The 23,706-nt window shown below is 38.0% G+C and carries 10 protein-coding genes; 4 read left to right on the forward strand and 6 right to left on the reverse strand.

Going from position 1 to position 23,706, the window contains the following annotated elements; genetic code table 11:
* Nucleotides 1–2 precede the first annotated feature (2 nt).
* Genes HCU67_RS06650 through HCU67_RS06665 form a run of 4 tightly spaced genes read right to left on the reverse strand, consistent with a single transcriptional unit; the run spans nucleotide 3 to nucleotide 11,191 of the window.
* The gene (locus HCU67_RS06650) at nucleotides 3–1,328 is read right to left on the reverse strand and encodes a vanadium-dependent haloperoxidase (protein ID WP_168551783.1); all 1,326 of its coding nucleotides are present in this window, start codon (nucleotides 1,326–1,328) and stop codon (nucleotides 3–5) included.
* On the reverse strand, nucleotides 1,328–4,567 hold the full coding sequence (locus tag HCU67_RS06655) for a VCBS repeat-containing protein (RefSeq protein WP_168551784.1): 3,240 nt from the start codon (nucleotides 4,565–4,567) through the stop codon (nucleotides 1,328–1,330). Before HCU67_RS06655 ends, HCU67_RS06650 begins: the two co-directional genes overlap by 1 nt.
* Nucleotides 4,551–7,901, reverse strand: a complete 3,351-nt coding sequence (locus tag HCU67_RS06660; RefSeq protein WP_168551785.1) for a CRTAC1 family protein — start codon at nucleotides 7,899–7,901, stop codon at nucleotides 4,551–4,553. The genes HCU67_RS06655 and HCU67_RS06660 overlap by 17 nt, the downstream gene beginning before the upstream one ends.
* The gene (locus HCU67_RS06665; protein ID WP_168551786.1) at nucleotides 7,898–11,191 is read right to left on the reverse strand and encodes a VCBS repeat-containing protein; all 3,294 of its coding nucleotides are present in this window, start codon (nucleotides 11,189–11,191) and stop codon (nucleotides 7,898–7,900) included. Before HCU67_RS06665 ends, HCU67_RS06660 begins: the two co-directional genes overlap by 4 nt.
* Before the next feature lie 156 nt (nucleotides 11,192–11,347).
* Between HCU67_RS06665 and HCU67_RS06670 the strand changes: the two genes are divergently transcribed.
* Nucleotides 11,348–12,997, forward strand: a complete 1,650-nt coding sequence (locus HCU67_RS06670) for a solute:sodium symporter family transporter (RefSeq protein WP_168551787.1) — start codon at nucleotides 11,348–11,350, stop codon at nucleotides 12,995–12,997.
* Nucleotides 12,998–13,355: 358 nt separating this feature from the next.
* On the opposite strand, the gene HCU67_RS06675 is transcribed toward HCU67_RS06670, so the two are convergent.
* Complete coding sequence (locus tag HCU67_RS06675; RefSeq protein WP_168551788.1) at nucleotides 13,356–14,987, reverse strand: RagB/SusD family nutrient uptake outer membrane protein; 1,632 nt, start codon at nucleotides 14,985–14,987, stop codon at nucleotides 13,356–13,358.
* Between the two features lie 20 nt (nucleotides 14,988–15,007).
* Nucleotides 15,008–18,136, reverse strand: a complete 3,129-nt coding sequence (locus tag HCU67_RS06680) for a SusC/RagA family TonB-linked outer membrane protein (protein ID WP_168551789.1) — start codon at nucleotides 18,134–18,136, stop codon at nucleotides 15,008–15,010.
* Between the two features lie 340 nt (nucleotides 18,137–18,476).
* Here HCU67_RS06680 and HCU67_RS06685 point away from each other — a divergent pair, with 340 nt between their 5' ends.
* Genes HCU67_RS06685 through HCU67_RS06695 form a run of 3 tightly spaced genes read left to right on the forward strand, consistent with a single transcriptional unit; the run spans nucleotide 18,477 to nucleotide 23,702 of the window.
* The gene (locus tag HCU67_RS06685) at nucleotides 18,477–19,499 is read left to right on the forward strand and encodes a LacI family DNA-binding transcriptional regulator (protein WP_168551790.1); all 1,023 of its coding nucleotides are present in this window, start codon (nucleotides 18,477–18,479) and stop codon (nucleotides 19,497–19,499) included.
* A gap of 27 nt (nucleotides 19,500–19,526) precedes the next feature.
* On the forward strand, nucleotides 19,527–21,833 hold the full coding sequence (locus HCU67_RS06690; protein ID WP_168551791.1) for a glycoside hydrolase family 65 protein: 2,307 nt from the start codon (nucleotides 19,527–19,529) through the stop codon (nucleotides 21,831–21,833).
* 3 nt (nucleotides 21,834–21,836) lie between these two features.
* Entirely contained in the window at nucleotides 21,837–23,702 is a 1,866-nt protein-coding gene (locus HCU67_RS06695) for a glycoside hydrolase family 13 protein (RefSeq protein ID WP_168551792.1), read from the forward strand.
* The last annotated feature ends 4 nt before the right edge of the window (nucleotides 23,703–23,706 follow it).

Here is a 23,706-nt window from a genome sequence, read left to right on the forward strand (position 1 = left end):
TTTTAATTCGTCATTGATAGATTTTCCACGACAAATTGACCAAGTTTTCGACCTTGATTAACACCTATTTCTACCGCAGCCCTGTAATGTATGCCACCATACATTCTACTGATAGCCGCTTCTTCGGCAGCTTGTCGAAAAGAGGTAAATGATCTAACAGGTAGACCATAGGGTACTTCGGTATCATCGTCAAAAGCAAAGTTGTCACCATAAATACTGGTTAAGGCTTCAGCTGCAGCGCCAGAAACAACACTATGTCCGCTTGTATATTCTGGGAATGGAGGTGTTTGAAGAACAGGCTCCCAACTGTCATCTATGTACTCGTTTATCAGTGTTTCAGGTCTAATCAAGTTACTTCTGTATTTCTCATCCCAACAACTGATGAATCCGTCTGCAATTGCCAGTGAAGTTTTGGTATAGGTGTGAATTGTTTTAGCAAGGTCGGCATTCGTATTTCTCGAAGCAATTTTGGCAATACCTATCCAATGCGCTCCAGGAGTTATTTTTTTTGTGGCAAACATCAAATGGCCACGTGTAACTGAAACATAGGGGTTACAGTCCCAAAATTTAGCAATGGCAATTTCTTCAGATTCATCGCCCTTATCGGTTATTTCGTTACTTATTTCATAAACCTCCTTCACTTCCTTGTAAAAGTCTGAATCTTCCTCCATTGAAAATGGTGGCGGTGGACTGGGTACAAATTGGTTGGAAGAGTCGATTACAAACGGTCTTATTTTGTTCCAATGGGGTTCAATACCATCCATATAAGCAGGTGGCGTTGGCTGCCAACGTGATGGGTCATCAGTATCGACTGTGAATTTTGGCATGGTTCGGGTTTGTTTGTAATTGTCCTTATCCATCCATTTAACCATATGTTCAGCAACTTCAAGACCATAGTTCTTAGAATCTTCGAACTCTACTTTATTCGTTTTTTCCCATTTAGCGTACAAACTATCCCTGAAAGAAGCAATGCGATCTTCAGAAAAAATAAGACGCTTGCTCAAATCAATATGGGTTATTAAAGCTGCTAAATCAAAATTGATTGTTTTGGTAGTGTCAGGTTCGGGAATTGGCTCAAAACCGGTTAACTGACCTGCCAATGAATTGTAATCAGGGTTGTTTTTGGCCAAAATTTCAAAGGCACCAACATTGGGATACGCAAATATTCGGCTTGCAACGGGTGGTGAGAAAATATCATGTATCATCACTTCAGTGACTTTATCAACTGAGGCATGGTAATCTTCAGGCGTAATTGTGATAGGTTCTTTGTTCTGGTCGCAACCTATCAATGCGAACAAAGCTGCTACAATTATAATTCTTGCTTTCATCACTCTTTATTTATTTGGTACACTTGTGATTTGTCATCATTAAAGACGACCAACAAATATTCGTTTAGGTTGTGTTTTAGTATGTCTAAATGGCGTACAGATTTTTGTGTAAAATCTAGACCTAAAGTGCTTCCAAGAAGAACATTATTTTCATTGAAAATCAATGCCCCTGAAAAACTGTCAAATCTACCATGATATGGCTTAACTCCAAAATAATTGCCGCCTGCCAAAGCTTCTTTTGCACCATCATTGTCAAAGTCGTGAACTACAAAATCCAATATTGGGGACACCTGCAATTCAGCTTTGAACGGAATAAAGACAAATTCGCCATTATCATTTTTTAAATAACCTGATTGAAGGTGGGTAACCTCCAATGTTTTTGCTTCTGCTAGTTTTTCTTCCTCAAATAACGCCTTAATCGGTTTGCCTGCGAACGATTTATAGTTTGGAAATTTCTTTCGTAAAGAAACCATCTGGCCGGCTAAATCATCTAAGGAAGCCAGGGAATAGTAATCTCCTTCTTTTTCAATACACAGAACAGTTTCAGTACTACCATTTGCGTCAAAATCTGAAAAGTAAAGTAGCATAGGGGCATTCTCAGAGGCTTTGAACTTGGAGTTCATGCCCCAATTACCCAAGAGGTAATCTTTATCTCCGTCTTTGTCAATGTCGAAAGGTTGGATACTATGCCAGAGGCCCTTAATTGTAGGGCCATCAATTTTTTCAAAAGAACCTTTGTTATTCTTGTAGAATTCAGGTGACATCCATTCACCGATAAGTATTAAATCGGATTGACCGTCACCATCGAAATCGTCCCAAAGGGCATTGGTAACGAAACCTTCTGGATTAAGCTCTTGTTTAATTTCGAATTCCCCATTATTATTGACCAATAGTTGTGACGGAATTGGCTCACCAAATTTTCCCGTCAATGCATAACCCCCAATAAATACATCTTGGTCACCATCACCATCAAAGTCGAATGTTGCTATTACAGAGGTGTTTTGGTAAAATTCTGGAAGACTCGATTTCAGGAAATCACTGTCTGCACTGAGATAAAGGTCATCTGTCAGCACTTTGGATTTACCAAAGAAATTTCCACCCCCGGATCCCACAATTAAATCGTTAGATCCGTCGGAATTTAAATCCAAGATAGAGGCCGTAACATGTTCTTTGATGGAATCGTTTCTAAGAACACTTGATTCGGATTTCTTGTAACCCGAATCGGTGGCGTAGTAAATTTGCGAGGGTTTGGATTTTGAGCTTCCAAAAAATAAATCCTCCTTTCCGTCATTATTTAGGTCTCCTTTTGCGTAGGCAGGTCCCCGATCAGACATTTTATAAGGAATTAACTTCTCACGGTTAAAGTCAATATAATTATCTTCAACGTGAGTGAAATTGATACCCAAATTCGTTGAATCCCTAGTAAAAAGGGTTTTCAAAGAACCATTCTTTTTTAATAGGTTCTTGTTGTTTTTTGGTGAAATGACCAGGGTTTGGTTCGTTAAAACATCAATACTTTTTTGTGTAGTTCTATCGGGCCAAACAAACCGAATGGAGTCAATTTTTTTGATGTCGCTAAGACCGAAATGAACAATGGGTTCTGAGGATGCTTGGAACCCTCTTACGGGCTGTAATTCTTTATAAAAAAGCTTGTTGTCGGCGTAGGCATAGATTTTGGTGCCTAATCCGAATGTATTTTTTCCTTGTAGTTTGAATTTTAGCTTAAGATAATTGGCTGAAGTGTTGGTCTTGTTCACATAAAGCCTTGCATTCTCATTGATATTATTAATTAATAAGTCGAGGTCGCCATCATTATCAAAATCAGCATAAGCAGTGGCACCAGAAATAGTAGTATCCCTTTCCATCCACGAATTGGAAACATCTGAGAATTGAAGTTCCCCTTCACCTTTAAAAACATAATTGCCAACATTACCAGATGGCATAAGTTCCAAAGCCTTTTGGTCAACCAATTTGGTGTTTTCAATTTTATTTTGGATTTGATCACTAGACACGAATTTGATAAAGTCAAGATCGTTAGGTCTTTTGGGAATACCGTTGGAAACGAATAGGTCATCTTCACCGTCTTGATCAAAATCAGCAAATAAGGCACTCCAACTCCAATCAGTTGCAGCAATTCCGCTCATCAAAGCTGTTTCCATGAAATTACCATCTGGTTGATTGATAAATAACATGTTTCGAGTGAACTGGTAATTGTAACCAAATTGTTCAATACGCATTTTTTGGGTCTGTATGTTATCATCACCCTCAGATGCTTTGAGCGGAACTTCATCTTCAGGCAGCATATCAAGTGAAAGCAAATCTGGTAGGCCATCATGGTTGATGTCGGCTACATCATTACCCATTGAAAAGCGTGAAGAATGACCGACAAAGTCCTTCAATCTTTCTGAGAATGAACCATCTCCATTATTGATATACAGATAATCGTCTTCATGAAAATCGTTTCCAACGAAAATATCAGGATATCCATCTACATTGATATCAGTAATCGCTAGTCCTAAACCATATCCATTGATTCCGCCATAAATTCCTGCTTCTTCGCTGATATCAACAAATTTGCCATTGTCATTTCGTAGTAATCGATCACCTGTTTCATAATTTCGGTCGTAACGCAAATCTGCTCTACCGAATGATTTTTCTGTATGAATGGCATGATTTAATAGGAACATATCTAAATCACCATCCAAATCAAAATCAAAAAATGCCGCATTGCTACTGTAGGTGTCGAAATCCAATCCAAACTTTGCCGAAGATTCGGTAAAGGTGTTGTCTCCATTATTGATAAAAAGTTCATTGTGACCATTGAAACCTTTTAGTCCGACAACAGCACAAACATAAATATCTAGAAAACCATCACCGTTTACGTCGGCCATAACCGACCCGGTGTTCCAATCACTTTTGCCTGAAACCCCGGCGGTCTCAGAAATATCTTCGAACTTGAGGTCGCCTTTGTTGAGAAATAGTTTGTTCTTAACTTGGTTACCGCTAAGGTAGACATCTGGCAAACCGTCATTATTGATATCGCCGACAGCGACGCCACCGCCATTGTAGAAATATAGGTAGTCTAAAATATTGAGGTCATCCGAACTTTCAAGATTATTTTGAAAAACCAACCCGGTTTCATTCGGACTTGGGTTTAGAAAAACGTCTCCTTCTTTTGTCGTACAGGCGTAGGCTACGAAAAAAATCAAAAACCAGATGCGGCTACTTTTCAATCGCATAGATTTTAGGTTTGTTCTCATTGATTGCAGCTACGACAAAGGTGTTGCCATCATTATCTGTAAATTGTTGAATTCCTTTGACTTCATCTCGAATATAGAAACCACTTTTTTCATAGTCTTGCCATTCAAAAGCCAAATCACCACTGCCCAATAAAACGTTACCAAAGCTTGCATCCAATCTTGAATATTGCGGTTTGAATTCAAAATTGTTTCCGGCCATTATTAAATCTAGATTGCCATCATTGTTTATATCGGTACATGTAATTCCACAAACACAAGAAAGTTGAACACGTTGAGGAAGCATTTTGATATCGAACTTGCCCATACCATCATTTACCGCAATGACCGAAGCCGTGGTGTTGACCTCTTTAACAATGGAGTTCTCGAGAACATCTTTTGGAAAGAGTTCTTGTACACTTCGTACCGCATACTCTGATGCTTTTAGGTTTTCCTTTTTTAAGGAAACCAATTGAGCGGTGACCTCTTTTTTCTGAAGAATTGGATAGTCCTTTCCATTTTCGTGGTAAGTCACGATTTGTTCAATGGTACCATTGTTGTCAAAATCATTTACCCATAGTCTCACGGGTTTTCCTTGCTCAGGTTTGTAATGCAGGTTCTTGCCTTCGTTACCAAGAATTAAATCTTGATCCCCATCACCATCTAAATCAGCGGCCTCAACCGTATTCCACCATCCTGAAAGACTATCTAGATTGGTTTCAAGTTTTGTTATTCTTCGACCGGCACTTCTAAAAATTTCAGGGCTTCCCCAATCGGAAACTGTTATTAGATCTTTTTTGGAATCACCATCAATATCGGCCCAAACAGAACCAGTTACCATTCCCAATTCCTTAAGGTCGTAACCCAATCTTTCAGTAGCATCAACAAATTCGTTATTACCCTTGTTTTCGAGTAAGAGATGGTTTGGGTCAACACCATAAACACCGACCACGCTTCTAGAACCTATGAAAAGGTCCGTATCTCCATCGCTATCAAAGTCATGTGGTGATATGGTGGCTATATTTTTGAAAACAGTAGGAATGTCTTTTTCGGATTTTGAAAAACTACCCTTACCGTTATTAATAAATAGCTCAGCCCTATAATTTCGATCTTGACCAACCTCATTACCTCCAGTGCCAATTATTAAGTCTAAATCTCCATCGCCGTCTGCATCGAAGAATGCGGCAGCAGTATCATCAGCTTGATTTGATTGTGAATCAATTTTTGCCCCATTCGTGAGTTTGCCTTTGCCTGAATGAAAATATAACCTTCTTTCACCGCCTTTAGCAGCCCCTATGAAAACATCTTGGTTTCCATCCCCATTAACATCTCCAACTGCCAATGCCGGACCTTCTTGTGAAATCTTTTTATATATCAGCCCCTCATAGTCAAAATCGTTATAGTTGTTTTCTTTGTGAGCTATTAGGTTGTTGTTTTCAATTTCTGAAAGAAGTGTTTTGCCGCTTTGCACCTGTTTCGGTACAAATTGTTCAGACGCTTCCACCTGTTTTGCGGTGTAGGAGGTGTTTGCAGCAAGCTGTTTTAAAAGGGTCGTTTTATTGTTCGGCCAAACTATTCTAACAGAATCTACAACTTCATTTTTTCCAAGACCAAGTAACATTTCATAATCCATGGAAGATTGGAAGCCTCGAGAAGGAACCAATTCTTGATTAATAATATTACCATCGAAATAGAAGGTTGCGGTAGTACCAATGGCGAATGGGTTATTATCCTCTCCTTCAAATGACAACTTTATATAGTTATTGTCGGTAAAGGTATTGGCATCATTTCTATAAATAAAGGCCTCAGTATTTACGTTGTTTATGACAAGGTCCAGATCACCATCATTGTCCAAATCACCATAAGCCGCTCCATTACTTCTGGTTGGTAATTCAAAACCCCAATCTTTGTTGGCATTGTCAAAAGTTAAATCCCCGTTGTTTCTGAAAGCGAAATTTGGCTGAGGCTTTATTGGCATTTTAACTATAATTGAATCTATGGATTCTTTTTTTCCGGTCAATACCTGTTTTTGGATGATTTCATTAGCGAAAAAGTCTACGAAATCTAAATCGGTCAAGTCGTGGTTAATGCCATTTGTTACGAAAATATCTTTATACCCGTCGTTATCCATATCTAGCATTAAACCGGCCCAACTCCAGTCTGTCGCTTCTACACCACTGAAATAAGCAATTTCAGAAAATGAGCCATTTCCATTATTCAATTGTAGAGTATTTTGGATGTATTGCTGGTAAAAGTCTTTACTTCGTTTTAAATCATAAATGTTGTAGCCTTCGAACTCCATTACAGATTTCACTCGTTCTTCTGCCTCAGGAAGCATGTCTGTAATAAAAATGTCGTTATGGCCGTCGTTATTGATATCCCCAATATCAATACCCATAGCAGAAAGGCTTAAATGGGAAGTCCAGTCTTTGATTTCTTCTGTAAAGGTTCCATCTTTTTGATTTATATAGAGGTAATCCCTTTCATAAAAGTCATTGGAAACATAAATATCTGGGTAAGTGTCTTTATTGATATCTGTAACAAGTACACCGAGACCGAAACCAATTAAACTGCCATAAATACCAGCTTCTTCACTAACATCTACAAACACACCATCATCATTTCGTAACAACATATCTCCAACTCCTCGAAAAATATGCGGTACCCCTTCCCAGTCTTGTGCCCGAACTTGACGTTGTTCAGCATAACCTAAACTGCTAACAGGAATGTTACTGTTGTTAAGAATATAGGCATCTAGGTCACCATCTTTATCGTAGTCAAAAAATGAAGAATGCGTTGTAAAACCGGTCTTGGCCAGGTTGAATTTTTCTGCTTGTTCTGTAAATGTTAGGTCACCATTATTGATGTATAGGTCATTGTCATGGTTGTTGCCTTCCAAATTACCCGCATTACTTACATAGATGTCCAACAAACCATCTGCATTGACATCAGCCATCACAACACCTGTAGACCAAGGTTTATTTCCTTCAACTCCAGCACTTTTTGAAATGTCTTCAAATTTTAAATTCCCTTTATTTAAATACAATTTATTGGGGACCATATTACCCGTAAAATAAAGATCTGGCAGGCCGTCATTGTTTATATCACCAATAGCAACCCCGCCGCCGTTGTAAAAGTTCCGGTATTTAAAAATGTTGAAGTTTTTCTGATTTTCAACGCTATTTACAAAGGTTACACCAGTCTCATTACCATTCAATAGGGTAAATAAGGTTTGGTTTTCAGTATCTGTACTATTTTTTTTATCCGTTTGCCCGCAACTTGTAAGTAGGATTGCAATCGATAAAGGGAGTATATATTTTAGCTTGTTCAATTTCATAAATCACTGTTCATTTTTGCAAGTTGCAAATGTCCGTCATTGGTTGCTATTAAAAAATGATTTTGGTTATTAATTTTTATGGGTTTTATTCCCCTAACAGCTTTAAGAACACCAAGTTGGATATTTTTCTCGTCATTCAGGATACCCTCCGAATCATTTAATAGAATTAACCCTTTATTAGCATCCATTCGTCCCAGTTGTGTGCTTATCTCAAATTGGTTGCCAGCCAGTAAAACATCCATAGCTCCATCTTGATTAAAGTCATGTGGAACAATTTCAAAGACTGAGGAAACTTGGGCTAATCTTGGCAAATGCCGTTTTATAAAATTGTTCTCTCCATTATTTTCGAAGTAACAACTGGCCAATTCAAAACATTTTTTTTGCTTGGCCTTATCAAGTTTTTCCTTTGAAAACAATTCTTGAATTGAGGCATTAGCGAAGCTGGAATACGAAAGGAATTGCTTATTTAAATAAGGCAACTGTTTGACCAATTCGTCTTTAGATGCAAACGGTGTTTCAATTCCATTTTGGAAATAGGTAACCAATGATTCAGAAGAACCATTATTATCAAAATCGTTAAGATATAGTTGTAATGGTTTTTCAGGAGAAGTACTCAGTTTAGAATTCAATCCCCAATTACCACAAACCACGTCCAAATCGCCATCATTGTCAAAATCATTTACCGTAATTGAATTCCAAAGGCCTTCATTTCCTTCAAATCCAGCTATGGAAATTTTTCTAATTCCAGAACCATTATTTAAGAATAGGGTAGGAGCCATCCAATGACCTACAGCAATAAAATCATCATATCCATTATTGTCATAGTCAAAAACTGCTATATCAGTTATGTTTCCGGCATACTCAAATTGTGGGGCATACTCGACAGTGATATCTTGAAAATTTCCAACCCCATCGTTCTGGAAAATATACTGTTTTGGTGTTTCGCCAAACAAACCTGTTACGCGGTCAGAGGTCAGGATAATGTCCATGTCACCATCATTTTCCAAATCTATTGGAGTTAGACTGGAGACATTGGAAAAAATATTTTTGAACTGATTGGAATCCAAATTAAAAACCCCGTTCCGATTACGGTAGAGTCGTGGTTGTATTGCCTTGCCCTTTAAAAATTCATTACCCCCACTAGCAATAAGTAGGTCTTTAAAATTATCGCCATCGACATCAACAAATAGGCAGGCGGTATCCTCATTCAGTTTTTCAGTTTCGAACAATTCAGACTGATAACTTTTAAAACGTCCCGATTCTTCTTGTAGAAATACTTCAGAAGCTTGGTTTTTTGCCCCACAAACAACAACATCATCCAAACCGTCATTATTAATGTCAGCAATATCAATATCTGGCCCATTGTTTGAACTGGCGAAGGGAATCAATGGTTCTCTATCGAAATCAATCGAAACGTTTTCCTCATGCTTAAACGGAATCAAGGTGTCGTTCAACGCTATCAAAGAATTTTCTTTTTGCGACTTGAATTGAATGGAGTCAATGGCCTTATCGTAGTTTATTGTAAGTTCTTGATTAGCCTCGATATTTTTCATTAATTGTTTCATTCCACCAGGCCAAATAATAGATAGTGAATCAATTATACTGTCATTGCCCAATCCAAGATGTACCAAATTTGGGACTGCAGATAAGTATCCTCTGGTAGAATAGTTCTCGTTTACTATTTTTTGATCTCCCAAATGGGCAATTACCTTTGTGCCTATGCCCATTGTATTCTTTGTAGGGCCTTTAAAATTTAGCTTCAAGTAATTTCTTGAGCTGGAATTATTCTTTAGAAGAAAAGCTTTTTCATTAATGTTGTTTACGATTAAGTCGAGATCTCCATCATTATCCAAATCAGCATACGTTGCCCCATTGCTAAATGACGCTGCAGTCGGAGACCATTGCGAACTTTTGTTTTGAAAACTCAAATTTCCTTGGTTTGAAAAGAAATAGTTACTGACTTTTTTTTCAGGAATTTCTTTGATTAGAGGAAGGTCCGCAGAATCCATGCCGTTGTCGATGCGCTTTTGAATATCCTCATTGGCAATAAAATTCATGTAGTCCATATCATTTGTAGCACCAACTATTCCGTTTGTGATATAAATGTCCTTATTGCCATCATTATTAAAATCAGCAATCAATGGTGCCCATGACCACTCACTGGCCGAAATCCCGCTCAAATATGCAATTTCAGAGAAATGCTTGCCTTGATTATTAAGGTGCAACGTGTTTTGCATGAACTGGGGTGCATATCCCTTATTTAAATACTGCCTGTAAATAGGGTAACCATATTCTAGCCCAGAGGTCTTATAAGTAGTCAAATCTTCAGGCAACATATCTGTTGAAACAATATCTGTCCATCCATCATTGTTCAAATCTGCAATGTCATTACCCATAGAAAAATGTGAGGTATGACCAAGTGTATTCAGATTACTGGATACAACTTCTTTAAAGGTGCCATTTCCTTGATTGTAATAGACATAATCATTTTCAAAAAAGTCATTACCAACATAGATATCGGTGAATCCATCATTGTTAAGGTCACTGGTAGATACTCCTAGACCGTAACCTATTCTACCTTGGAAAATACCTGAAGCTTCGCTGACATCGACAAATATTCCATTTTGATTTTGAAAAAGCACATCACCAAATTTTGGGTGGTACCGATTTCTTAAAGAACCATTTCCGTAATTTCTGTTGGGATAAACAGAATGATTGAGAAGAAACATGTCTAAGTCTCCATCATTATCATAATCAAAAAAGGCAGCTTGAGTGCTCAATCCAGAAAAATCTAAATTGTATTCTTTGGATTGCTCCAGGAATTTAGGAACTCCTTTTTTGTCGATTCCTTGGTTGATAAAAAGTAGGTTATGCCCTTTAAGGTTCTTATGACCGGAAACTTTGCAAACGTAAATGTCCAGCAAACCATCATTGTTAATATCCACATGGGTTACCCCTGTAGTCCAGCCGTCTGAATTTTGAATTCCCGAAGCTTTAGTAGTTTCTTCAAAAACAAATTCACCTTTATTCAGATAAAGTTGGTCTGCTCCTTGATTGCTCGTAAAATAAACGTCAATTAAATTGTCATTATTAAAATCTGCGGCAGCTACTCCAGCACCATTGTAATAATAGAGATAGGTAAGAATATTTAGTTCTTTGTTGTTATCCAGATGATTTATAAAATCGATGTTTGAATGTGAACTTGTAACCGATTCAAATAAAGTCTCGGTTTTTTTCTCACAGGAAGTAAACCAAATAACGGGTAAGAAAAATATAAAAATCCTTTTCATTTCTCTGCTACACCTAAGGCGTTGCAAGATAGTAAACTGTGGTCTTGTGCCATAACAAAGATGCCTTCAATTCAAGATGGTGGCGTTAAAAAGAATAAACTTTTAATTACGGGAAAAGAAACATAAATTGAGCTACGAACCAAACCTTAAATAAAGATGATCGGTGTACTTTCTTTTGTAGGATTTACCGCGCTTGTGGCGGTTATTTCATATTTAGCAACCAGAAAAACAAATGAAAAAACTTCTGATGGTTATTTCTTAGCAGGAAGAAGTTTAACCGCTGGTGTTATAGCGGGATCACTATTGTTGACAAATTTATCTACTGAACAGATAGTAGGATTAAATGGAAGTGCGTATCGTGATGGACTTTCAGTTATGGCTTGGGAGACGTTAGCGGCCATAACCATGGTGATTACTGCAATTTTCTTATTACCAAGATATTTAAAAGGTGGTTTGACCACAGTTCCCCAATTTCTGGCACGAAGGTTCGATGTTTCAACGAAAACCATTACCTCAGGTCTTTTTCTAACCGGATATGTAGTGGTTCTCTTGCCAGTTATTTTATACTCCGGTTCGGTGGCGATAAGTGGAATGTTCAATATTCCTGAATTGTTGAATGTTTCAGATAAGACAGCTTTGATAATTTGTATTTGGGGTATTGGTATAATTGGTTCAATTTATGCAGTTTTTGGTGGTTTGAAGGCCGTTGCGGTCTCAGATAGTATCAACGCGATAGGTCTTTTGATTGGAGGGATTCTAATTCCAGTTTTTGGTTTAATTGTATTGGGTGATGGTAGTTTTTTTAGCGGCTTGGAAAGTCTCTCCGTTAATCAAGCAGATCGTCTAGATTCAACAGGAGAATATTGGCAAGAGGTTCCATTCGCTGCCATATTCACAGGTATGATGTTGGTTCAATTGTTTTATTGGGGTACCAATCAACAAATAATTCAACGAGCGCTTGGAGCCAAAAATTTAGCAGAAGGTCAGAAAGGACTATTACTAGCATCCTTCATCAAAATACTTGGGCCGATAATTTTGGTCTTGCCAGGGATGATCGCGTACCAGTTATTCAACGGAGAGATTGAATCGAATATGGCGTATGGAGAATTGGTAAGGGAGGTTCTTCCAAAACCATTGGTAGGATTTTTTGCTGCCGTTCTTTTTGGAGCCATTTTAAGTTCATTTAATAGTGTCTTGAACAGTTCGGTTACCCTTTTTGGACTTGACATATACAAACAGCACATTAATAAAGATGCTTCTGAAGGAACTGTGGTAAAGTATGGAAAGATATTCGGAATCTGTTTAGCGCTAGCGGCGATGTTCATAGCTCCATTAATCGATAACGCAGGAAGTATTTTTGATTATTTACAAGAGGTTAATGGTATTTATAATATACCAATACTAACCATCATTGTAGTTGGGTATTTAACAAAGCGAGTTCCTGCGATAGCAGCAAAGATTGCAATTTTCTTGGGCTCTGGATTATATATTTTAAGCCAATTTATTATTGGACCAGGAAAAGTTGCTGCGGCACTTGAAAATGCAAAGGCCAATGGAATAACTGATGAAACTTCTCTTCGTATAATCGAAGCTGAGGCATACCCTCATTTTTTGCATGTAATGGCCATTCTATTTTTACTGAACGTAGTGATCATGTTAGTCATAGGTTATTTTAAACCAAGAAAAGAAGCCTTTGTTCAAGAATATACCAAACAGGTGGAGATTACCCCTTATAAATACGTTAAACAAGCTGGTTTGATAATCTGTTTAATTGTAGTTGGTATATATATCTACTTTGCCAAATAAACCATATTTGATTAGAAGGTTCCAATTTCGACTTGTTATAGAATATTCTAATTCGTTTGAAGGCAGTAGTATTCGTTTAAATGGATTTTAGGATTGTTCATTTCTGAAATAGGAATCATTGAAAGATGGTAGGATTTAGATGTAACAGGTCTAAATGTAAAAGGAGCCTCGACTAAATCAAGATGTAATATGGGATGAGTGACCTGGATTTAATTTAACTTGGTATGGGACTTGGCCTCAGTAAATTTATAAGATTCCGTGCCTATTAGACCCAGGTTAAAATACTTTTGATAGGCAAGAATAAGACATAAAAAAACCCGCTCATTGAGCGGGTTTTAAGTATTATTCAAAATCTGATTTAGTAACCAGCATTCTGTACTAAATTAGGATTTGCCAATAACTGTGGCAGTGGAATTGGGAACAACAATCTAGTTGTATTACCAGCTTGTCCGGTTCCTTTCAATTCCCAATCACGCAAATACTGACCAAAACGAATCATATCAAAACGTCTAGTTTGCTCAGCATAAAGCTCACGACCTCTTTCTTCTAATAAATCAGCTTCGCTAACGCTTCCAAGTGGAGTAGCTCCTCTTAACGTACGTAACTCATTCACCATTGCAGTTGGGTCTCCACCACTACGCATCATAGCTTCAGCTTTCATTAGGTGTGCATCGGCGTATCTAAAGATAACTTGGTTATTTTGGAATCCACCATCGAATCTTGGGTTGTATTTCATAACACGGATACCTGTGCGCTCACTGTTATTGATTAAGCTTACAGCTCCATTGCCATCAACAAATTCTCTAGAAAATTCAAGTGGAGTTCCTTGACGGTCAGTCAATGGAGTTCCATCTAAAGCGTATTGTTGACCAAGTAAAAATCCTTCACCAACGTTAGAACCATTTTCGAAACCACCTTCGTCGCTAGTTCCATCCACTCCAGTAAATGGGATACCGTTTTTAGGTACACCACCTCTTCTTCTTTCTTGTCCAGATATAGGATTACGATCAGTGTCATATTCGTTGGCATTAGCATCACCTTCGAACATGTCGTAGTATTCAGCAAGAGTACTGAAACCATTCCAACCACCACCACCTAATCCGGTAGAGTTGTAGTGAAGGCCGTTGAAAATTCTATTACCTACTCCAGCTTGTGCCCACCAAATAGTTTCAGTGTCAGGTGTAGATCTAAAAATTTCAAAATAATCCATAGTTTCTAAAGCGAATCCTTCAGCAGCAATTGCATCAACCAAAGAGATTACTTCAGCCATATCAGCTGAAGAGGCTGAACCTCCACCACCTGATAATTGGTTTTCATAGATATGCTTATTTAAAAGTACACGTGCTTTTAGGAAACGTGCAGCTGATTTAGAAGCAAGTCTTAGGTTGTCAACATCTCCTGGAGCGAAGCTTGGAGTACCTGCAATAGCAGCATCCAAATCAGCTAATATGAAAGTAACTGCGTCACCACCTGTCAAAACAGTTGGCAGCTCACTATCAGGAAGCGCTGTATCCCTAAAAGGTACTTGACCATAGAAATCTAGTGTCAACCACATTGCATAAGCTCTCAAGAAGTGAGCAGAAGCCGTAGTTGCAGCGTCAGCATTACTTCTTGAATCCAAAATTCTAGAAGCCAAAAGCTGAGCAGATGTCCATTGCTGAAACGGAGTTATGATATCAGTTTCTTCAAGACCCCACTCGTGTTGGTGTAATTTTCTCCAACGACCGTTATCACCCCAGTCAGCACCTCTAGTTGGAATAAGAAACGCATCTGAAGTTACTTCGTGTAAAGCGAATGTATTTGCTTGGTCTCCTAATTGACCGTATGTCTGGCCATAAAGTGCATCCAAACTTGAATTTGGATCTACTAGTCCTTGGAAACCTTCACTGATAAATGAATCGGTCTCTTCAATTTCCAAATCTGTACAAGAGGCAAGGCCTAGTACTGACAAGGAAACCAGTAAATAAGTTTTAATTGAATTTCTTTTCATGATTTATAACAATTTTTTAATTAAAATGAAGCATTTAATCCAATGGTAATTGTTCTTGGTCGTGGGAATGCAGACCAGTCGATACCTCTAGTAGGTACACCAGAACCTAGAGTTCCAGTACCTACATTGATTTCTGGATCAATACCACTATAATCAGTAATCAAAAACAAGTTTTGACCTGTTATAGATAAACGTAGGCTGTTAAGCGCACTATCTTCAGATAGAGGCACATTATAGCCAACGGTTGCGTTTTGGAAACGAACAAAATCACCTTTTTCTAAGAAACGTGTAGAAACAGCCGTAGATGCACCTGGGTTTTCACCACTAGTAACAACATCTTGTGTAATGTTTCTTGCTGTTCCAATTTGTCCTGCATTAAATAATGCATTGGCTGTGTTGTTGTAAACAGAGAAGCCAAATTGACCTGAGAAGAATGTCGATATATCCCAGTTGCCAAAGTTTGCATTTAATGAAAGACCTGTTGTAATGTCAGGAAGACCATCTTCACCAACAAATGACTTGTCAGCGTCAGGATCACCTACACCATTACCATCAATATCAGTATAGATTGGATTTCCTTCACCGTCAAACCCTTCAAAAGTTGCCATATAGTAAGAGAACAATGACTGACCTGATTCAAAACGCTGGGCAAAAGCACCTGAAAGACCAGGTCCGTTAATCGCACCAGTGTTAATTGAACCGGTAAAATCTTGAATCTCGTTTTGGTTATAAGCAATATTAAAGTTAGCAGAGAAAGAAGCATTGTCTGATTGAATAAAGTCGTAACCCAATGCAAATTCAATACCTTGGTTGATTACACTAGCATCAACGTTACCAAACTGGAATGCACTAACCGATGGGAAAGCAGGAGGTAACTGTAACAAAAGGTCACTGGTATCATTTCTATAAACATCAATGCTACCGTTTAATCTGTCATTGTTGAAACCAAAATCCAAACCAACGTTTAAATTAAGGGTTTCCTCCCATCTCAAATCAGATCTTTCAAAAGCAACTGGTGCTGTACCGAAAGTTCCTTCGTTGATTTCTAAGTTTTGGTTTGTACCAAGACCTCCAAATCTTTCACGCAATACGAAGTTACCGTAACCTAGACCTGCTTGGTTACCAACAATACCAGCACTCAAACGTAATTTAAGTGTTGATACGTTCTCTCCAACAAAATCTTCCTCAGCAATTTGCCATGCAAATGCACCTGATGGGAAGTAACCGTATTGATTGTCTGGTCCAAAACGTGAAGAACCATCAGCTCTAAATGTACCGGTAAACAAGTATTTGTTAGCAATGCTGTAGTTCACACGAGCAAAGAAAGACTGTAATTCGTCAGTATTGTCAAATTGATCAAATGTTACTGTTCTGATTTCTCTTAAGAAAGAAAATGGCAAAACTTCAGTAACAGGAGCAGGGAATAATCTGTTTACTACCAATCCAGTACTGTTCACACCATATGCGAATTGCTGGAATCCTCCAGTAACCGCTCCTCTTGCAGCACCAATTTGTGTTCTAAGATCATCACTCATCACATTCAAATCGCTGGAGCCAAAACCTCTACCTTGAGAGTTAAATCCGAAAGTTCTAAAGTCTTGGAAAGCGTAACCAGCAACGATATCAAGGTTTGACCCACCAAAATCTTTGTTGTAGCTTAATGTTGCTTCAAGAGTGGAGTTCTCTCTTTCCAAAGAGTTGAAAGTACCGAAACCTAATCCTTCTATACCATTGAAGTTTTGCAAAAGAGCTGAAAGAACAGAAACGTTCTCACTATCAGAAACATCATAACCTAAGTTTACTTTACCTGTTAATTCAGGTGTGAAGTCATATTCAATAGATCCATTAAGTAAATATCTGTTGGTATTTGTTATGTTTTGAGTTTCATTAAGATAATTTGCAGGCTGTGTAAGACCACCACCATCATCAAATGTTGGGCTTGCTGGCCATGTTGGGTTTGCAGAATATGCAGCACCTAAGATATCACCTCTAAATCCTGCACCAGCAGCAACAGGAGGTTGCTCACGGTTAGTTCTTGAGATTGACGTCTGAATTCCCAATTTCAATTTATCATCAAGAAAACGTTGGTTCCAGTTAAGACGACCTGTGATTCTTTCGAATTCTGATTTTTCTATAACACCAAACTGCTTTTGGTATCCGAAAGTAGCTCTTACATTACCTGAACCATAATTCTTAGAGTATGCCAAGTTGTGGTTTGTTGAAGCAGCACTTCTTAACACATATTCTTGCCAATCAGTATCAGCTCCAAAATCATTAGCAGCAGCATTACCACCAAACTGGGTTACAGCTGAAAGATACTCTTCTCTATTTAGAAGATCGAATTTTCTAACTGGAGTAGCTATACTAACATTTGAGGACAGCTCCCAAGTACCTTTTGATCCTGCTCTACCGCTTTTAGTTGTAATGATGATTACACCATTAGCACCCCTTGAACCGTAGATAGCTGTAGCTGATGCATCTTTTAAGATACTCATGCTTTCAATATCATTTGGATTCAAAAAGTTTAGAGGGTTACCTACATCACTACCACCATTACCAGTATCACCTTGTGCATCAGTGTTTTCACCAAATAATGGTACACCATCAACTACAAAAAGTGGATTGTTGTTACCACGTACAGAGTTTGATCCACGGATGTTTACTTGGATACCCGCACCTGGCTCACCACTTGATACCTGAATGTTCACACCAGCAGTCTTACCTTGAATCAACTGTTCTGGTGCCACAATAGCACCACCGTTAAATTCATCAGATGTAACTGCTGCCACTGATCCAGTAGCATCCTTAACAGTAGTCTGACCATAACCAATGATTACAACTTCATCAAGAGCCTGGGCATCTTCAGCAAGTGTAACGTTAATTGTGGATTGACCGTTAACTGCCACTTCTTGAGTTGCATAGCCAATGTAGCTAACAACTAAAGTAGCCCCTGAGTCAACATCGTTTAGGGTGTAATTACCGTCGAAATCGGTTTGGGTTCCGTTTGTGGTGCCTTTTACAACAACACTCGCCCCTGGCAACGGACCGCTAGAGTCAGATACGGTACCCGAAACTGTTTGCGCACCTACTGCCGCAAAGCACATAAATGCGCCAAGCAATAGCATGCTTTTTAGTAACGAAATCTTCATAGACATTAATTTTAAGTTTAGTTAATTTAAATTCAAGCGTTAAACATATTTAAAAAAATTGTTAAAGCACAAATCCGAATCCCATAATTAAATTCGAAAACGGTTTCGTGTTAATAACTTCGAAATAAAGGTTTGTGGAAATAATTCGCAATTAAAATTGAATACTTTGCATTTAAACATAGCAAAATTTATCGAATTCCTCTAGATGCAGCAAATATACAATTATTTCGTAATCAAAAAATTTTAACAAAAGAAGGAAACTAAGTGTTAAAATAAAGAGGGTGCAAATAGAGGAAAATGATAGGAATTTCTAATTTCGTAACAATTACCTAACACAACGATGCTCAAACGACAAATTACGTTAAAGGATATTGCAAAGGAACTGGATGTTTCTATCTCTACAGTATCGAAAGCACTAAAGAACAGTGATGAAATAAGTAGGGATACAAAGGAAAAAGTCCAAGCCTTCGCTAAACTCTACAATTACAAGCCGAATAATATAGCTATAAGCCTCAAAAATAAGCGAACAAAGAATATTGGCGTCATAGTACCTGACATTGTACATTATTTTTTTACGACAGTTGTTAGAGGTATTGAGAACTTTGCCAATGAAAAGGGATATAATGTAATTGTCTGTCTTTCGAATGAGTCCTTTGATAAGGAAGTAATAAATATGGAGATGCTTGCCAACGGTAGTATTGATGGATTCATAATGTCACTTTCCGCGGGTACAGAGAAAAACAACGATTTCAATCATCTTCGCGAAGTAACCGATCAAGGAATACCATTGGTGTTGTTTGACAGGGTCACGAATGAAATCGAGTGTGACAAAGTCGTTATTGATGACACGCTGGGAGCTTACCTGGCAACCAAGAAACTACTTGAAGAAGGAAGAAAGAAAATCGCATTGCTTACAACTGAGGATTTCTTTAGCGTAAGCCGAAATCGAAATCTGGGATATAAAAAAGCACTTGAGGATTTCGGTATGGAACTTAATCCTGACCATGTTCTTAAATTACCTTACATGGACATTGATGAAGAACGAATTTCTTCTTTTCTAAAAAGAGTATCGCCAGACGGTGTGCTAAGTGCCAATGAAATTTTCGGTATTTACGGAATGCGTGTATTACAAAAACTAGGATTCGAGGTGCCTAAAGACGTTTCAGTTATTGGTTTTACGGATGGTCTCTTGGCAAAACACGCCAATCCGCCCGTTACAGCGGTCGCACAGCACGGCGAAAAAATGGGCGAGCTTGCTGCAAAAATGTTGATCGAGCGTGTGGAAAATGACTACGATGTTCCAAATTATCAAACCAAAATTTTAGAGCCCACTTTGATTGAACGTGATTCTACAAATAACTAAGTTTGTCGAAATTTCTTTCAACCACTCATGAATCAAGATTATATTAAACCAAATCCTTGGTCAATATTAGAAGAGGGATTTGACCCAGAGCGTGTACAATCATCAGAAAGCCTTTTTAGTTTGGGAAATGGGGCAATGGGTCAACGAGCCAATTTTGAAGAAAACTATTCGGGTGAGACTTTTCAAGGCAGTTACATTGGAGGAGTCTATTATCCAGATAAAACACGGGTTGGCTGGTGGAAAAATGGTTATCCTGAATATTTTGCCAAGGTATTGAATGCACCGAACTGGATTGGTATTAATGTATTTGTTGGAGAGGTACAATTAGATTTGAATTCCTGTAAGAGTGTCAAGAATTTTCGTCGAGAGTTAAATATGCGTGAAGGTTGGTACAAAAGAAGTTTTGTGGCAACGCTGTCTAATGATATCGAAATTGAGGTAAACGCCACACGTTTTTTGAGTCTGGAATATGATGAAATTGGTGCCATTAAATATCAATTGAAATTATTGAATTCCGATGCCAAGGTTATTTTTAGCCCCTACCTGGATAGCGGGATAAAAAACCGAGATAGCAATTGGGATGATAAATTCTGGAACACAACCAACATTGAAGGAAGTGGTAATAGGGCTTTTATCGAGGCTCATACAATGAAAACTAATTTTGCTACTTGCACGTTCATGCAGGCTGACCTTTTCCTAAACGGAGAGAATCAAAATCCTGAATTCAACCCTAAGAATGATGAACTGACCACTTCATTTTCTATAGAAGGTGAATTCATAAAAGGAGATGCAATTGACCTAATTAAGTTTGGTGGCTACACGTCATCTAGATATCATGAAGCAAGTCAATTAATTGATGCCGCCAATTCGGCTTTAGATCTAGCCGTAAATATTGGATTTGATGGGTTATTGAAGAAGCAAATACAAGCTTGGGCAGAAATATGGGAAATGAGTGACATTGCTATAGATGTTGATGTTAAAGCACAGCAAGGTATTCGTTTCAATATATTTCAATTAAACCAGACTTATCTGGGTAAAGATTCACGTTTGAATATTGGCCCAAAAGGATTTACCGGAGAGAAATATGGAGGCAGCACCTATTGGGATACAGAGGCTTATTGTTTACCATTTTACATGGCAACAAAGAGTCAGACTGTTGCATGGAGCCTTTTGGAATATCGATACAATCATTTAGAGAAGGCCATTGACAACGCTAAATTGTTGGGGTTTAAAAATGGGGCTGCACTATACCCCATGGTTACCATGAATGGTGAAGAATGTCATAATGAATGGGAAATCACTTTTCAAGAAATTCATCGAAACGGTGCTATCGCATTTGCAATTTATAATTATTACCGGTACACGGGTGACTACAGCTATATTCCTGAAATGGGCCTTGAAGTACTCATAGGTATTGCAAGATTTTGGCACCAGAGGGTGAACTGGTCCGCTAAGAAGGAGAAATACGTAATGCTTGGTGTAACAGGACCTAATGAATATGAGAACAATATCAATAATAATTGGTATACCAACTATTTGGCGAAATGGTGTATTGAGTTCACCGTAGAGCAGATTCAAAAGGTTAAGGAAGGTTATCCCGAAGATTACGATCGGATAATTGCACATACCAAAGTGAACGATTCTGAATTGGAAAGTTGGACTGATGTTGCAAGCAATATGTACTTTCCAAAATCAAAAAAGAAGGGTGTCTTTTTGCAACAAGACGGCTTCTTGGACAAAGAATTGGTCAAAGTTGAAGATTTAGATAATTCTGAAAGGCCTATCAATCAAAAATGGAGCTGGGATCGTATTCTACGTTCGCCATACATCAAACAGGCTGACGTACTCCAAGGGTTTTACTTTTTTGAAGACCATTTCTCGCAAAAGCAATTGGAGCGACATTTTGATTTTTACGAGCCCTTTACCGTTCATGAGTCATCCCTTTCACCTTGTGTCCATAGCATACAAGCAGCAAAATTGGGTAGAATGGAACAAGCATATAAATTCTACCTTCGTACTTCAAGATTAGACTTGGACGACTACAATAAAGAAGTTGAAGAAGGCCTGCATATTACTTCAATGGCCGGAACATGGATGAGTATTGTTGAAGGCTTTGGAGGTATGCGTGTATTGGACGACAAATTGAACTTCACACCTCAAATTCCTGAAGAATGGGACTCCTATTCTTTTAAGATCAATTTCAGAAACAGGATAATAAAAGTTACGGTAACAAAAGATGGTTCAAGTTATGAGCTGTCAGGTAATGAAGAGATGTCAATAAGGGTAAACAATGAAAGAGTTGTCTTAATTCCAAATAAAGCTGTAAAAGTCTAAGTTATGCCTAGGTTTTACCCGATAATTATTTGTTTGTTTTTGGTTTTAAAAACAAATGGACAGATAACAAGGGTCGAACCACCCAACTGGTGGGTTGGTATGCAAAATAGTCATCTGCAGTTGTTGGTTTATGGGAAAGATATTTCAACGTACTCTGCAAAGGTTGTTTACGAAGGCATATCCCTAGTAAAAGAGACTCCGGGTGTCAGTGAAAATTACCTATTCCTTGATTTGGTCTTCGGCCCGAATACTAAACCGGGAATACTATCAATTGAGTTTCAAAAAGAAGGACAATCAAGCCAGTTTTACAATTATGAATTAAAAAGCAGGTCTTTTGAACCAACAAGTTTTGAGGGATTTGACAGTAAAGATGTTATTTATCTAATCACCCCAGATCGTTTCGCTAATGGAAATATCGAAAACGATATTTCTATGGGTAGTTTGGAAAAAGATTTAGACCGATCCCACGATTATAAAAGACATGGTGGTGATATTGATGGAATTATAAATCACTTGGATTATATAGCTGAAATGGGATTTACCGCAATTTGGTCAAGTCCGGTACTCAGTAATAATATGCCTGAACAATCATATCATGGTTATGCCATAACTGATTTTTATGAGGTGGATTCACGTTTTGGCACATTGGAAGAATATAAAGAACTTTCTAAAAAAGCCGACGAAAAGGGTTTAAAATTAATCATGGACCAGGTGGTCAACCATTGTGGTCGTCATCATTGGTGGATGAATGATTTACCCTTTACCGACTGGATCAACTATCAATCTGATTTTGAAGAAGGAAAAAAGACAAAAATTACAAATCATAGACGAAGTGTAAATCAAGATCTATATGCTTCTGAAATTGATAAAAAAATAATGGAAGAAGGTTGGTTTGTTCCTTCAATGCCCGATTTAAACCAGCAGAATTCATTTATGGCCAATTACCTAATTCAAAACAGTATTTGGTGGATTGAAACACTTAACCTTGGGGGCATACGTCAAGATACCTATCCTTATTCCAATAAAGGATTTCTTGCCGATTGGGCTCATTCTATAATGTTGGAGTATCCAAATTTCAATATTGTAGGTGAAGAATGGAGCTATAATCCACTCTTGGTGGGTTACTGGCAAGAAGGGAATAAAAATAAAGACCAATATCAGTCCGGTCTTTTAAGCACAATGGATTTTCCGTTACAAAAGGTGCTAATAGACGCACTAAAAGAACCGGAAAGCTGGGATAAAGGTTTGATTAAGCTTTATGAGGCATTGGCGAATGATTTTTACTACCCCAATCCTCAATCGATACTCTTATTTGGCGACAACCACGATATGGACCGGATGTTCACCCAACTGAATCAAGATGTGTCTTTGACCCAAATGGCCCTAGCTTTTATTTTAACCGCTCCAAGGATTCCCCAAATTTATTATGGGACTGAAGTTTTATTGGAGAATTCAAAAAAACCTGGTGATCATGGTCTCATCCGAACTGATTTTCCTGGTGGTTGGCCAAATGATGAGGTTAATGGGTTTACGACAAAAGGACTTTCCACAAATCAAAAAAATATGCAAGGTTTTCTTAGAAAGCTCTTGAACTTTAGAAAAAATAGCAAAGCCATTCATTCAGGTAAGACAGTTCATTTTGCTCCTGAAAATGGGGTTTACACATTATTCCGATACCACGAAGAATCCATGGTAATTCTGGTTCTAAATAAAAACGATTCTGAAATAAATTTGGCAATGAATAGATTTAATGAAATGGGGGTTATTGGCAAAATGGGTTTAAACGTTTTATCCGACGAACAATTTAAAATTGCGAATGAGATTCGAATTGCACCGAAATCCGCTACGCTCATTTCAATACGCGAATAATATT

It is taken from the genome of Croceivirga thetidis (assembly GCF_012272815.1).
GTDB lineage: Bacteria > Bacteroidota > Bacteroidia > Flavobacteriales > Flavobacteriaceae > Croceivirga > Croceivirga thetidis.

Coding starts and splice junctions, on each gene's coding strand:
- HCU67_RS06690 (WP_168551791.1), top strand. CDS start 19,527: ATGAATCAAGATTATATTAAACCAAATCCTTGGTCAATATTAGAAGAG.
- HCU67_RS06680 (WP_168551789.1), bottom strand. CDS start 18,136: ATGAAGATTTCGTTACTAAAAAGCATGCTATTGCTTGGCGCATTTATG.
- HCU67_RS06685 (WP_168551790.1), top strand. CDS start 18,477: ATGCTCAAACGACAAATTACGTTAAAGGATATTGCAAAGGAACTGGAT.
- HCU67_RS06660 (WP_168551785.1), bottom strand. CDS start 7,901: ATGAAATTGAACAAGCTAAAATATATACTCCCTTTATCGATTGCAATC.
- HCU67_RS06670 (WP_168551787.1), top strand. CDS start 11,348: ATGATCGGTGTACTTTCTTTTGTAGGATTTACCGCGCTTGTGGCGGTT.
- HCU67_RS06655 (WP_168551784.1), bottom strand. CDS start 4,567: ATGCGATTGAAAAGTAGCCGCATCTGGTTTTTGATTTTTTTCGTAGCC.
- HCU67_RS06665 (WP_168551786.1), bottom strand. CDS start 11,191: ATGAAAAGGATTTTTATATTTTTCTTACCCGTTATTTGGTTTACTTCC.
- HCU67_RS06695 (WP_168551792.1), top strand. CDS start 21,837: ATGCCTAGGTTTTACCCGATAATTATTTGTTTGTTTTTGGTTTTAAAA.
- HCU67_RS06650 (WP_168551783.1), bottom strand. CDS start 1,328: ATGAAAGCAAGAATTATAATTGTAGCAGCTTTGTTCGCATTGATAGGT.
- HCU67_RS06675 (WP_168551788.1), bottom strand. CDS start 14,987: ATGAAAAGAAATTCAATTAAAACTTATTTACTGGTTTCCTTGTCAGTA.